Annotated in this window: 12 protein-coding genes; 5 read left to right on the forward strand and 7 right to left on the reverse strand. The window is 54.2% G+C overall.

Annotated features, from left to right (window positions below; all coding sequences use genetic code 11):
- Nucleotides 1–2: 2 nt before the first annotated feature.
- The 4 genes from J0909_RS00755 to J0909_RS18510 are packed head-to-tail and all read right to left on the reverse strand — an operon-like array spanning nucleotide 3 to nucleotide 3643.
- Nucleotides 3–2159, reverse strand: coding sequence for a relaxase/mobilization nuclease domain-containing protein (locus J0909_RS00755; protein ID WP_207259688.1), 2157 nt, complete (start codon nucleotides 2157–2159; stop codon nucleotides 3–5).
- Nucleotides 2149–2496, reverse strand: a complete 348-nt coding sequence (locus tag J0909_RS00760) for a hypothetical protein (RefSeq protein WP_207259689.1) — start codon at nucleotides 2494–2496, stop codon at nucleotides 2149–2151. Before J0909_RS00760 ends, J0909_RS00755 begins: the two co-directional genes overlap by 11 nt.
- Nucleotides 2493–3410: a hypothetical protein gene (locus tag J0909_RS00765; RefSeq protein ID WP_207259690.1), complete on the reverse strand. Its 918-nt coding sequence runs from the start codon at nucleotides 3408–3410 to the stop codon at nucleotides 2493–2495. Before J0909_RS00765 ends, J0909_RS00760 begins: the two co-directional genes overlap by 4 nt.
- A 2-nt stretch (nucleotides 3411–3412) precedes the next feature.
- Nucleotides 3413–3643: a helix-turn-helix transcriptional regulator gene (locus J0909_RS18510; RefSeq protein WP_207259691.1), complete on the reverse strand. Its 231-nt coding sequence runs from the start codon at nucleotides 3641–3643 to the stop codon at nucleotides 3413–3415.
- Nucleotides 3644–4177: 534 nt separating this feature from the next.
- On the opposite strand from J0909_RS18510, the gene J0909_RS00775 reads away from it, so the two are divergent.
- A complete protein-coding gene (locus J0909_RS00775; protein ID WP_207259692.1) occupies nucleotides 4178–5044 on the forward strand; it encodes a DNA adenine methylase in 867 nt (288 codons plus the stop codon).
- Here the strand turns inward: J0909_RS00775 and J0909_RS00780 are convergent.
- Nucleotides 5041–6429: a ParB/RepB/Spo0J family partition protein gene (locus J0909_RS00780; RefSeq protein ID WP_207259693.1), complete on the reverse strand. Its 1389-nt coding sequence runs from the start codon at nucleotides 6427–6429 to the stop codon at nucleotides 5041–5043. The genes J0909_RS00775 and J0909_RS00780 overlap by 4 nt on opposite strands.
- 449 nt (nucleotides 6430–6878) lie before the next feature.
- Nucleotides 6879–7940: a TOBE domain-containing protein gene (locus tag J0909_RS00785; RefSeq protein WP_207259694.1), complete on the reverse strand. Its 1062-nt coding sequence runs from the start codon at nucleotides 7938–7940 to the stop codon at nucleotides 6879–6881.
- Nucleotides 7941–8099: 159 nt separating this feature from the next.
- Here J0909_RS00785 and modA point away from each other — a divergent pair, with 159 nt between their 5' ends.
- The 4 genes from modA (at nucleotide 8100) to J0909_RS00805 (ending at nucleotide 11233) form a co-directional block, all read left to right on the forward strand.
- Nucleotides 8100–8834: a molybdate ABC transporter substrate-binding protein gene (modA, locus tag J0909_RS00790; RefSeq protein ID WP_207259695.1), complete on the forward strand. Its 735-nt coding sequence runs from the start codon at nucleotides 8100–8102 to the stop codon at nucleotides 8832–8834.
- A gap of 4 nt (nucleotides 8835–8838) precedes the next feature.
- A complete protein-coding gene (locus tag J0909_RS00795) occupies nucleotides 8839–9507 on the forward strand; it encodes a molybdate ABC transporter permease subunit (protein ID WP_207259696.1) in 669 nt (222 codons plus the stop codon).
- 8 nt (nucleotides 9508–9515) lie between these two features.
- A complete protein-coding gene (locus J0909_RS00800; RefSeq protein ID WP_207259697.1) occupies nucleotides 9516–10241 on the forward strand; it encodes a Rossmann-like domain-containing protein in 726 nt (241 codons plus the stop codon).
- 419 nt (nucleotides 10242–10660) lie between these two features.
- Nucleotides 10661–11233, forward strand: a complete 573-nt coding sequence (locus J0909_RS00805; RefSeq protein WP_207259698.1) for a DUF922 domain-containing Zn-dependent protease — start codon at nucleotides 10661–10663, stop codon at nucleotides 11231–11233.
- Between the two features lie 99 nt (nucleotides 11234–11332).
- On the opposite strand, the gene J0909_RS00810 is transcribed toward J0909_RS00805, so the two are convergent.
- The gene (locus tag J0909_RS00810; protein WP_207259699.1) at nucleotides 11333–13663 is read right to left on the reverse strand and encodes an FAD-dependent oxidoreductase; all 2331 of its coding nucleotides are present in this window, start codon (nucleotides 13661–13663) and stop codon (nucleotides 11333–11335) included.
- Nucleotides 13664–13667: the final 4 nt, after the last annotated feature.

The raw sequence follows: 13667 nt of genomic DNA on the forward strand, positions 1-13667 counted from the left end.
CGTCACCAGTCCATTCCAGGACGATGCCTATCCTGATCTTCAAATTTTGGTTCATAACCAATTCCATGAAGATACTTTTCAGCCGCCTCAGCTTGCTCGGGATATCCAATCTGATCAATCTGATCAGCCAGTTTTTCAGCCAGTTTTTTCAACTCTCCGGGTTCCACCAGGACTCCCTTTCTGGACATATCTTCAAGCTTCCCCCGAAGATCTGCCTTGATTTTCTCGTTGTCTCCGAGGGACGCATACCCCTCAAATTCAACTAACTTCTCCAAGGTTTCTGCATATGCAGCAAATGGAACCTTGGGGGCATCTTTGGGATTGGGAGACGGTTTGGATTGAATATCTCCATTGATAATCCGTTCCAACTCCTCTCTATTGGCAATTTGGATGCCATACTCATCGGCTGCTCGAAGACATTTCTCAATGAATCTCGGACTCTTACTCGTCACCATAACATTGCCTTCACCCCATCTAGCATTTCCATAGATGAGGGATGCCGCAACCGCCTCATAACTGTCTTGATTTACGTATAATTTTCTTCCGTCCGGCTGCTCATAGAACTGGACTTCTCCCTGCTCATTAGAGAACAAGGCCCAGCCGTCTTCCTCCTCTTCCATCTGAATGCCTTCAAACAGCTCAGCGGCACGATTCCGCGCAGCTTCAAGGGCTTCTTGACGGGAGCATGTGGGGGTTGGAAGGCCTCCCTCATCGTCTTCTGCGGAGGAGATAATGAATATGGGTTTATCCAGCTTCTTCATGGGCTCGGGCAAAATGATCCTTTGTCGAATCGACTGCCAGGGGATACCGACCTCATGGCCTTGAAAGTGTTCACCTTCACAATCAAGACCGAAACCCATAATTTTTTTAATCTTTTCATTGTAGTGAAGCTTTGCTTCAATACCCTTTTCTCTCAAAGCGGCGGCGAAATCCATCAATTCAATCCGCTCTTCTTCTTGGTCCATAATTTCGCTGATTGTTGCCCGAACCTGATTTTGTAAGCTCTCTCTATCCATTTTTGTATCCTCCTCTATTGTAAGAGATTTTGACGCACCCATTGCTGAGATTCCGGGGGCATCGTTTGGTATTTTTGCACTACCCTGTCCCAATTGGACGCTTTCATTGCGAGGTTGTTGAACCGGACCTCTATCCACCCAATGGTGCCCAGCGCCAAGATCATGCCCATCAAGAGACTGCACAGTAGGATCTGTTTCAGTTTTGGGCTTTGAGCCTGAGCCGGCGGACTGGAAAACGTCCTGAGGATTGATAAAGTTTCTCCCTGTCGTCGATTCGTTCGGGCGAGGCCTTCCAGTATCTCGCTGAGCCGATCTTTCCCGGCCTGCGCCCGAGCTTTCTCCTTCATTTGGTCTATTTTGCCCATTCACGTTCTCCTCAAGCACCCGCGCAACCTGCTTATAAGAATATGATTTACCAATGTCGGAGGCCTTGTAAGAGCACTCTTCGCCTGTCGTAGGCTCGACATAGTTGAGCCTGTAGCCTGCTCCTCTGGCATTCCTCTTCAACTCGATCCCGCTCAAAGACAGACCTGCGGTCAAATCCTCCCAAGATTTCGATTTCAGCAAAGCCTCGTCGATAGCTGCGGCAATGACAAATTTGGGCGGAATTTCAACCCCTTTGCGCAACCACATTTCAGCTTCTCGTTTCGAGCATTTGATGGTCTTTTGTGGTCGATATTTTGATGAGTCGCGATTTCTGGTGACAACCAGGCCAAGCTGACGTTCGATGAGGTCTGATGCTTTTTGCGCTGCATCAGCATCATGCTGGCCGTGCCAAAGCTCCCCACCAAGCCCAATGCGGGAAGCGATTACATGGATATGGTCATGCTCTGTGTCCTGATGGCGTATCGCGACGAATTGGTGGCTAGCAGACGACAGCCCTACTGACTCCACCAATATCTCAGCAGCCTTGTTCCACTGTTGGTCTGTGAGATGTTCCCCCGGGGCAGCACTTAAGCTGACATGCCACACAGGACGGCCACATTCAGGTCGAAGTTGCCGCGATATTGAAAATTCAGAAGCCAATTCCCGAGGATTTACCCCATCTAAATTGCCTCCGACGATCACCGCTCCTTTTTTGGCAGAAAGGGCATAATTGAGTACGCCACGAAATCCAGATCCACGCACAACGTTAGGTCTCATCAGACACTCCGATAAGCTGACGCCGCAATTCTGCTATTGCTTTGCGTAACTCTGTCAGCATGGCCGGATCAAAAGAGGGACGACCTCCCACTTTGGCCACCTCGACCAAATAAGTTAGCCCGCCAGCCACCTGCGCAAGATAAGCCCAGGCTTCACGGTTAATTTTTGGTATTATTCTCGGTGGTCGTTGCAGTGCCGCAGTTCTCAACCAGGCCGCGCGAGAAATGGCTCCTCGCCGGGAATCGACCACAGCAAGCTCCGCTGAAGTCAAACGGCAATTAACTTGGTGCCGCCGCAGCTCAATTTCCGACTTAGTTTTTGGTCCTGGTTTTCTCATTCCGCCCTCCGCGTAGGAGGAACCGGATGAGCATCACAATCGGCAGATTGTGATAGCGAAATCATAGGTTCCTCCTCACCATTTTGAGCGAGAGCGGCAAGTCGCTGAGCACGGAACTTCTCCGCTACTCGGCGCCCCTCTTTTTGACGCTCAGCCTCAGCGGCTTGTTGCTCTACTTCTCTTCGCTTTTGGTTTGCCTCAGCCTGCTTAACTCGCTGAATTGACGCTTCTCTCGCTCGCTCTATGCGGAGATCTTCCCGTTCTTTGGAACGGAGAGCATCCAGACACGATAGATCAAGCGTTCCCAGCAGGGCTCGTTTTTTTAACGTTTCGACTAAACCAGCCTTGTTCGTTTTGGTGTTGTACTTGGCATAGAGCCGGATGAAGTCTTCTTCATCCGCAGAGAGTACACGACCACAACCACCTTGTTCTTGCACAGAGGGAGATGTTGTGGGTGGTGTTTTGGATGAAAGGGAAGAAGAAGGAGAAAAAGTAGTTGTAGTTAAAGGGGGTGGATTTTGCTTGGTGCTTTGCTTAATCAAATATGGATTGCCACCACACTTCCCAGCGGCACTCCTCACCTCACTAAGAGCCTGATTTCTCAACATTCTCGCACAATATATGCAACCTTCATCATCCTGTTTTAAAACATTTGAATCGACTAATTCGCGAAGTATTTTTTGAAATTTTTTCGGCGTAATCCTAAATATTTTAGAACATTTTTTTGCGAAATTTTGATCAGAAAATGGATCTCGTTTTTCTCCTGCCACCCACAAAACGCCATACTCAGGCGAATCGTGAGTCACACATATGAACGCTATCATGATGGCCTGAGCTTGAAGAGAGCAGCCCTGCAGATCGAGGTCATTTAGCCAATCGCGGGGGTAGAACTGGAAAGCAGGACGTTGATTCATCGTTACCGCTTCCTTGGCCGACCTGGACCGCGCCTGACTGGCATTTGGCCGGCATCAAGAGAGGCCAGAAATCCGTTCACATCAGAAAGCCTGAAGCGGACAGAACGACCTATCTTCACCGAAGGGGGCAAAAGCTGGGGAGATTTTGAACAATAAGTCCTTACGGTATGGACTGACAGATCAAGGATATTGGCCAGCTCGATTACGCCAATTAATTTGTCTTCAACTTTCATAAAACAGCCTTGTGTTTACGAGTACAAGTTGAGACAAATCATACGCTATTTTTATTTTTTATCAAATCAAGTCAGCCAGTTATCCCATTCAAACGTTATACAGGTAAATTTTGAAAATGTGAAAAAATCTGCAGAAAATTGTGCAATAATTTGCAGAACAAATCTCTAGATTTAATCTAAATTCAAACGTTATATGTATAAAATTGGAATTTTATAATCAGAGCCACCACTGAAAAAAACTTTGCAAACTATTACAGTGTAATATAAGTATATATTGAACTTTTTTAATATTGTTATAGAGGTTGCATCATTTTTTCGTCCGACATGCCACTTGGCTAGATCATATTGACTTGACGGTTCGGTTTGTCGGTTTTAGGGGCTAACGATAAAAAGCGACTTGCTAGCGTAAAGGTCATTCTGCTTCGTTTTTTATAGTTCAGGTCCTAAAGACACTGGACAGAGACAGGCTGAACATATCATAGAACTAGACGGCGGCATCCCTTTGGGGAGGACACCGTTCAAGGGAGCGCGAACATGGGTTTCACTTACAGCCCTCTGAGATATCCTGGTGGGAAATCATCCCTTGCCCCATTCCTGACAGAGGTTGTCAAGCTGAACGGAGTCGAGGGCGGAACCTATATTGAACCATTCGGAGGGGGGGCAGGGGCAGCTCTGGCGTTACTCTTGAAAGGCGTTGTTCAACAGATCGTAATTAACGATTATGATCCCCTCTTGGCGTCCTTTTGGAAGTCACTACTGAGTGAGACGCAAAGATTCCTCGAAATGGTCGCCAATGTGCCGTTGGATATTGAAGAATGGCATCGACAAAAAGCAGTTCTCGCAAATCAGAAAACAGCATCTCGGTTTGATCTAGGCTTTGCGGCCTTTTATCTCAATCGATGCAACCGGTCTGGAATTCTTAAGGCAGGCCCGATAGGAGGGAAGCTGCAAAATGGCTCGTATACCTTGGATGCTCGGTTCAACCGTGAAGGTTTGATAGAAAAAATTCAGCACATTGAAAGGTATAAGGACCATATTATTGTGCATGAAAAGGACGCAATTGAACTGCTTGAGTCCGTTGTGCCTTCGATATCTGGGCCAAAGATTATTTACCTCGACCCCCCATATTATATGAAGGGTCAGCAGTTATACATGAACGCCTATAATCATGAAGACCATGAAAACTTAGCATGGCTCCTTTCCTCTACATGCAAAGATGAACTCTGGGTATTGACCTATGATGATGCACCCGAGATACGTGGTATGTATGATGCCGGAACGGTTTTAACATACTCGCTCAACTACTTTGCCCACCATGCAAAAAAGGGGAGTGAGTTGCTCATCACTCCCCCTAGTCTCAAGCTTCCGAATGAAGTAGCGGTTAGCTATGGCTTGGCTTAATCTTGTAGAAGTAGATCAATGATCTGTTCGACGTGCCCCCAGAAGTTTCGGAGGTCGTCCTTTGTGGGCTTTCCATAGTCGCCATGGACGTAATCGTTTAAGGTTTCAATATGCACAAACGACTCACTGTCTTTCGCTGTAAATCGTTTGAACTTAACGCAGGTAGAACGATCAGGGAACCAATCTGCATGATTCGAGACTAAGAAGTTAATCCGCTTAGATAGACCTTTGGTCCTGCCATCTTCATTCTTGGTTTCGTCAAGCTTCCCATTGATCTCGTAAAGACGCTGGACGGAAAGGTCGAGGATCGACCTCAACAACATCCCGCTTGCGTGCGGATAGGACCCGACAGACATTTTATGGCCTTCCGAAAGCAACTCGTTCAGCTTCCCCATCCCAGTGTTGAAAGACATAGTGTCAGGGACAAGGCGCTCCTTCTTCCGACGAGGTCTTGGTTTTCGCGTTTCCTTTTTCTCGCCCCCATCTTCAGTTGGCGGTGCTTCAAACTCGTACTCTCCTGATTTGCCACTTGAAAACTTGATGAAAACATCTTCAATGAATTTGGCACGTTGATCCACATCTTTATGCGTCCTAGCTGTAAGCTTACCGTCCACGATTAGCTTGCATAAATGCAGAATGACCTTCAAAAATTCATCTTGAGGAATTGTGTACGTAAGCTTTGAACCAACAAGCTGCAATCCAGCGAGCTCTTGGAAACGCTTAGCTTCAAAAATTCTGGAGAGGGTAGATGTTTGGAATTTTTCGTGAAGATAAGCGTCCTTCACAGTATCAGGGATGTCAGCTCCTCGGATCATCTCCCTCAAAAGGATTGTAATAGCCGCTGTGCGGACTTCAGCGATTTTTACCGAATACCGGTCAGCGATCTCTTCATGATTGACCCCTCGAAGGACTTCACCTGCCAAGAAACGCATTTTCATAATGCGTTGCCACGGCGAGGTCATCTCTGATCCGTGTCTTGCAATAAGAATAGGTGCGACTTCATCCTTGCTTGGCGCAATGTAGACACTCAGCTTTTCCCATTGAGAGACATCAATATCTTCTGCAAGGCGGATATATGAATACTTCTTGCGCGGAGGAGCGAGGGCAGGATTCCTGAGAAGTTTTAGGGCTGTGATACGCCGATTGCCCTCCACAACAACAAACTTCTTGCCAACTTTTGCCACAATTGGTGTTTCATTGATGAAGAAGCCGTTTTGGGCGATGCTTTTTGCGATTTCAAGCACCTTAAACTCGTCAACTAGGAAATGAATTATTGCTGACTGACTTTGCTGAAGCATTTCCTCGGGCAGGCGCGGGTTTTCTCGGTCCAATTGCAGAGCATCTACTGACAACTTTCTCAATTCCCAATTCGAGTAATCTATCATCTCCTTCTCCCGTTTCCGTTCAAGACAGTCCTTGCAAGACACACTCTCGATATTGTGCATTTGGTAACAAGTCAATCTGAAGTCGAGAATAAAGCGAAAGGGAGGCGGGGACTTAAACCGAGCAATTACAGAGGGGCTATTGTTAACAGCCTCTAATCAAAGGATTTGTGCAACTGGCGCATATTACCCTTGTTGCTCCATTTGTTCCATTTTTGTTCCACTCAGCGTATAGATTGGAACAAAACGATATGCATCTATCCAAATCCATATTAAATGAATTCAAATAGTTGTATAAAAAATTCAACAATACCAGCTTACTAGATTGCGACTTAAAATCCCTTGGAGCTTGCTCCGTGCGGGTTCAAATCCCGCCCCGGGTACCAGATAAGCAACGGCCCGCAACGCATGCGTTGCGGGCCGTTTTTCCTTTTCTTGTCCGGGACGTGTCCCTACAACTGCACCGTGTTCAGGACCACGGACATGGCCTTGAACCAGAACTCGACCCCGTCGCCGGGTTCGAGAGCCAGGTCGCGGGCGCTCAGGGCGGAGATGAGGGCGCAGACGTCGGAGCCGTCCGGCAACCGGCCCAAAACCTCGGCCAGGACCGGCGTGTCGGTGATCCGGATGATTTCCGCCTCCAGGCGATTGCGCGCGCTGCCCATGGGACGTCCCGCACGGCGCAGGACGTTGACCAGCGGGGCCTTGACCGTAGCCACGACCGGGCTGCCCTCGCGAAGCCTAAGGTTGCGCAGGGAGTCCATGGTGATGACCGCGCTGATTTTGATGCCGGAACGGGTCTCAAGGACGACCTGGGCCATGACCGGATCCGTGATCACCTCGACGACGTGACCCAGAAAGGAGTTGCGCGCCGAGGTACGCTTGCGCATGGCCTCATGGGCGGTGCGCACGATGGATTCCACGTCACCCGGCGAAAATTGCTGGAAGTTGGCGGTCAGGTCCAGGGAGGACTGGCCAAGAATTTCTTTGACGATGGTAATGGGCACGCCGCTGCGCAACATCTCCACGGCCCGGGTATTGCGCAGGGACTTGGGACAGACCAGATCCTTGGCCAGGCCGCAGTCCTTGCCGCGCTCGTAGCAGACGCGCCGGAAATAACCGGGGTCCACCCGGAAGACCTCCCCGCGCAGACCGTATCCCATGGGGCTCTCCAGAAAATCGGCCAGCTCGACGTAGAAATCCTCGGGCAACGGGACATCACGGATGCGGTCCTCCCTGCCCAGCCGCACGGACGGACCGGCGGCGTTGAAGGCCTCGGCGTCATCCAGGGAGAGGATCTCGCCCAGGCGCGCGCCTGTATGCCGGACGAGTTGAAAAAGCAGCCAGAGCCGGGTCCGGGCCCGGACACTGTCCATGCGCCGAGCCGCATCCCTCCATCCCTTGAAAGATTCTTCCAATGCGCGCATCTGCGACGGCTCCAGGTAGCTGACCTGATCCGAAACGCTGAAAAACTCGCGTGGACACATCCGGCCCGAAGGCTTGATTTCCTGCATTAATGACCCACCTGCCGGGTTATCACGCTTTTATCTATTCGCGTGACTTGGTTGCGATATAACAGCACAGAACATAGGGAATTTAGGGACGGGACACAACCTGTTCGACAATCGCACATCCCACCGCGCCCCGCGCGGAGAAACCAAGGAGACGCCCCCATGCATTTCATCCGAATCTGCACTTTGATGCTCACCCTGCTTCTCTCCCTTCCGGCAAGCGCCTGGGCCGACGGCAATGTGGTTCTGGCCGCCGGAGCGGGCTATAAAAAAATGGTCAACGCCCTGAACACCGCCTATGAGAAAAAGACCGGGCAGACCATGGACCTCATCTATGGCAACATGGGCCGGGTGACGACCCTGGCCAAGGAAAGCGGCAAGGTGGACATCGTTCTGGGCGACCAGCAGTTTCTTCTGGTACGCGCGGCCCTGCCCGTGACCGAAAAGACCGAGTTGGGCCGAGGCAAGCTGGTCCTGGCCTTCGCCAAAGGATCCAAATTCTCCAAAATCGCCGACCTGGACGATCCCGCAGCCGGGCGCATCGCCATGCCCGACACAAGCAAGGCCATCTACGGCAAGGCCGCCCGGGAATACCTGACCAACACCGGCAGACTGCCCGGCATCAAGCCCCGCCTGGTGGAAGTGGCCACCGTGCCCCAGGTCTTCTCCTATCTGGCCACCAACGAGGTGGACATGGGCTTCATCAATCTGACCCATGCCTTGAACGTCAAGGACAAGCTGGGCGGCTACAAGGTTCTGGACGAGAAGGACTACTCCCCCATCAGCATCATCGCGGCCATCCTGACCTCCGCCCCGAACAAGGACAAGGCGCAGGCGTTCCTCGACTTCGTCAAGACGGACGAGGCCCAGGCCATAGTCAGGGCTAACGGCCTCTAGGAATATGGACTTCGTCGGCATCCTGGCCCAGCCGGAAACCATCAATCCTCTCCGGCTCACCCTGAAGGCACTGGCCGTGTCCGGCGTGCTGCACCTTGTGGTCGGCGTACTCATCGCCTACTATCTGACCTCGGGCAAGGGACCACTGCGTTCGATCGTGGACTTTCTGGTCACCCTGCCCCTGGTCTTTCCGCCCATAGCCACCGGGTTCATCCTGCTTTTGCTCCTGGGACGGGCCGGGTGGCTGGGACGGTTCTCGCCGGTGGACATTGTCTTCAACTTCCCCGGCGTGGTCCTGGCCTCATTCGTGTCCGGCCTGCCGCTCATGGTCAAACCGGTGGAGGCGGCCCTCAAGGGCGATGTGCGACGGCTGGGCGAGATCGCCCAGGTCCTGGGCAAAAGCGACTGGCAGACCTTCTGGCTGGTGCTCCTGCCCAACATCCGGCGCAACGTGACCGCAGGCTGGTTTCTGGCCCTGGGCCGTTCCCTGGGCGAAGTCGGAGTGACGCTCATGCTCGGCGGCAACATCATCGGCAAGACCAACACGCTGTCGCTTGAAATTTATAACGCGGTCTTCAGCGGCGAATTCGATCGGGCCATGGTCCTGGCGGTGGTCATCGGTCTTTTCTCGCTGACTATCTTCGCCGCTCTAAAAAAATTGTCCGCCGTTTAGGAGACGAAATGCGTTCCATCCTTGAAATCGTGCACCAAAAAGCCTTGGATCTCTGGACCAAGGAAGGTATTCTCGACGAAACCATTACCGTGACCGCCGCGCCCCTGAGCGTCAAAGAGGCCATCGGCACGCCCGAAGGCACTGACTTTCCCATTCAGAAGGGTAAGGAAAAACTCATGGAGGCCAATTTCCGCGATGCGCGCGGCCAGGCATTCACTGACAATTATGGCAATTATGCCGGAACACTGCGTGAGATCGCCGCACTTCCTCTGGAAAACAACTATCATCGGGCCGTGTTCATTTCGACCATGAACGCGGTGTGCCGCTCCCTGGGGATGACCCGGAACACGGTTCATTGCCGCGACACGGGGCCGGCCGAATGTGCCCGGGGCGTCTTTCAATATATCGACGACTATTACGGCAAGGGACGCGTAACCATCATCGGTTTCCAACCCACCCTGGCTCAGGCCGTAAGCAGCGGGACCGAGGTCCGGCTGGTGGACCTGGACCCGGACAACATCGGGCAGACCAAGCGCGGCGTGCTCATTGAAGGCGGCGAGGCGACCAACGACGCCATCGACTGGGCGGACCTCCTTCTGGTCACCGGCACCACCCTGGCCAACTCGTCAATCGACCTTTTTCTCACCGGCAAACCCGTGCTATTCTACGGCACGACCATTGCCGGAGCGGCCAGCCTCATGGGTTGGAATCGCTACTGTCCGCAGAGCAGTTAGGGAGTCTCCTCCATCCCCTCCCCGGCTGCGGGGAAAGGGTTTCCGTTTGCCGCATGGAAACCCTTTCCCAAGCGGCGGGCCGCCAAAGGCAAACTAAAGACTTGCGGCCGCAAAAAACGCCTTTCATGTCGGCAATCCACAAAGCCGGAACACGTCCCAACCCTTTCCCTCCATTGTGTCCTTCGCGACGCATCGGCAACATGCCGCCCCCGTGCAGCCCGTCCGTACACGCGCAAACCACCCGCATTCCCCCCGGAGCGCACCGGCCGTGCCGATTTATCCTCGACCGATCTGACAATAAATGATAACGATTACTCTCAGAACGAACGACAATCGCGAAGCAATCCTCGCGCCCGTCAACACGGGGCACGGCATCCCGCCCCGTAACGCGACGGAACCGACACAAAAACGACAGCCCCATGATCCGCAGACCGCTTATCGTCCTCGCCGCCCTTCTGCTCATGGCCGCACCGGCCTGGGCCGATGTGGTGCGCACGGTCTCCACCGAATATTACGAGGTGGACGGAACCACTCCCCCGGCCATCATTGCGAGCCTGAAAAACAGCTCCCCCGTAAACGAAGGGTCCACGACCTACCAGGCCAACACACGCACGGACATCCGGACCACCTATAACATCGAGCAACGGGGCGACCGGTGCCGGATCAAAAACGTGGTCGTCCATCTCCGGCTGATCTATCTCTATCCCAAGCTCAAGCACAGCGTGGATTTCGAAACCCGCAAATGGTGGAAGAAATTCTCCCGCGAACTGGAAAAACATGAACGCATCCATGGCGATATTTCCACCAAGGCGGCCTACAAACTCAGCGACACTCTGGAACGGACCCCGCCCGGCGACTGCTCCGGATTCAAAAACAGAATCAAGGCTCAACTCCGCAGGATTATGGATGAAATGAAGAGAGACCAGGTGGCCTACGACAAACTCACCCAGCACGGCCTCAAGCAACAGCGAAACATGGGCCGCTACCCCTAGTCCCGGACATCCCACCGCATCCCCGGTCATGTGACGAGGATATCAAAAAAGGGCGGCGAGAGAATCTCGCCGCCCTTTTCGTATTTATTCCACCCCGCCCTATTCCATAGGGGCCGGATTTTTCATGTCCCAGATACCGCAAGGGCAAGCGTCGGCGCAGAAGCCGCAGGCTATGCACTTGTCGGGATCGACCACGCGCTCGAAACCGCCGTCGGGCAGCTCCACGCGCTTGATGGCGCTTTGCGGACAGAGGGTGTCGCAGATGTAGCAATCGCGGCAGGAACCGCAACTGGAACATTCCGCGCCGCACTGGTTGGCGTCGCTGAACTCGATGACACGCGGATCGAAATATTCGAGCGTCATGCGGGTATAGTCGATCATCTCGCGAGTATCGCTTTGCGGACGGCGGTTGTTGAAGATGTCGTCGATGACTTCGGCAGCCCGGCGACCGTGGCCGATGGCGTGGGTCAGCAAACCGGGCCGGACGGCGTCGCCGATGGCGAAGACCCTCGAATCCGTGGTCTGGTAGTCGTCGTTGACGACCACGTGGCCGCGATCCAGAGCGATGTTGTCGGGCAGGAAGTCCACGTCCGGCTGATCGCCGATGGACATGATGACCGTGTCCGCCGGAAGCAGTTCCCCGGATTGCAGCAGGACACCCTCGTCGGTGATCTCCTTGGTAAAGCAGGGCCACTTGAAGCGAGCGCCCACGGCCTCGGCCTCCTTGCGTTCCTTGCCGAAGGAAGCCGGTTCCTGGATGTCGATGAGGGTGATATCCTCGGCCCCCACTGAGGCGGCCATGGTAGCCACGTCGCAGCCCACATTGCCCGCGCCGATGATGACCAGCCGCTTGCCGATCTTGGCAGTGCCCGCCTTAGCGTCCTTGAGGAATGTCAGAGCCGGATAGATACGCTCGTGGCCGGGCACCGGGATAATGCGCGGCTTTTGGGCGCCGATGGCCAGAATGACGAAGTCGTACTCCTGCTTGAGTTCCTCGAATTCCTTGGTCTTCAGTTGCTGTTGCAGGTGCACGTGCGGAATGACCTTGGCGGCGCGTTCGACCTCGGCCTCGACGATCTCCTTGGGTACGCGATTGTAGGGAATGGCGGCGGTGATCTTGCCGCCCAAGGTCTTGGCCATATCGTAGACCACGGCCTCATGCCCCTTCATGCGGATCTGCCAGGCCACGGAGATGCCGGCCGGGCCGCCGCCGATGACGGCCACACGCTTGCCGGACAAGGGCGGCAGCTCGGGAGCCTTGGATTTGTGGCCCTGGCGGCCGAGCTTGGTGATGTCCACGGCGGCCATGTTCTGCTGCGTGGAGCGGGTACAGCCCTGCATGCACAGGTTCGGGCAGAGGTAACCGCAGACCGTGGCCGGGAACGGCGTATAGGCGAGGGCCAGGTCCACGGCCTCGTCCACCAGTCCGTCGCGGACAAGCTGCCAGCGTTTCTGTACAGGCATGCCCGTGGGGCAACTGGCCTGGCACGGAGCCATGTACTTGCGGTTTTCCCACACGGGTACCTTGCGGCGCAGGTCGCCGTGCACGATGAGCGGAATGGGCGAGCGGTCCAGGTCGGTCAGGTCGCCGAAGATACCTCCTCTGCCCAGTTCCGCGTCCCAGGTTCCGGCCCGGAAATCATGCATGGCGCGGCGTACCCTGCCCTTCTTTTCGAAGGGAGTCTTGGCCCGGATGAGCTGCCACTCCTCGCGGCGGGTCAATCTTTTCAGCAACCGCGACCGTTTGATTTTCTTGAGGAACTGTTCGAGATTCTCGACCAGCCAGCCCCAGGCCGCATCGTCGATGGGCTCCATGAGCGAATCAGATTGGGAAAACCCGTCAATGGGGCCGCGCACGAAGATGCGGCCGCCGACCATGCCCACGCAGGGACGATAGCCGAGGACGTTCCCGGGATTCTGAGCCTCATGCCCGCAGACCACGGCCGTGCCTCCGGCCATGAACTCGGCGAAGTAGTCGCCCACCGCCCCCAGGACCCATAGTTCGGGCGGGTCGAAACGGGGGTTGGTCTTGGTCATGGTCATGCCGCGCGAGCCGATGTTGCCCGCGATGAAAACCTTGCCCTGGGCCATGGCGTTGCACACACCGTTGGATGCATTGCCGTTGACGATGATCTCCGCGCCCGCGTTCAGCCAGCCCACGTCGTCCGAGGCCGGGCCCATGACCTGGATGGTCGTGCCCGGGAACCCCTTGGAACCAATGCGCTGGCCAGGCGAGCCGGTGAGGGTTACGGAAATGGGCTCTTCCTTGGAAATCCAGAGCCTGCCGCCAATGCCGTGCTGGCCCCAGGCGTCGATCTCCAACCGGCGCGCGCCCTGCCGGACCGCGTTCTGGATGCGCTCCTCCAGGATGCGGGATTCCACGCGGACACCGTTCTCGTGTCCGTCTATGCGCTGTGTTTTCTTTGCCATTGCG

Source organism: Desulfovibrio sp. Huiquan2017, assembly GCF_017351175.1.
GTDB lineage: Bacteria > Desulfobacterota > Desulfovibrionia > Desulfovibrionales > Desulfovibrionaceae > Pseudodesulfovibrio.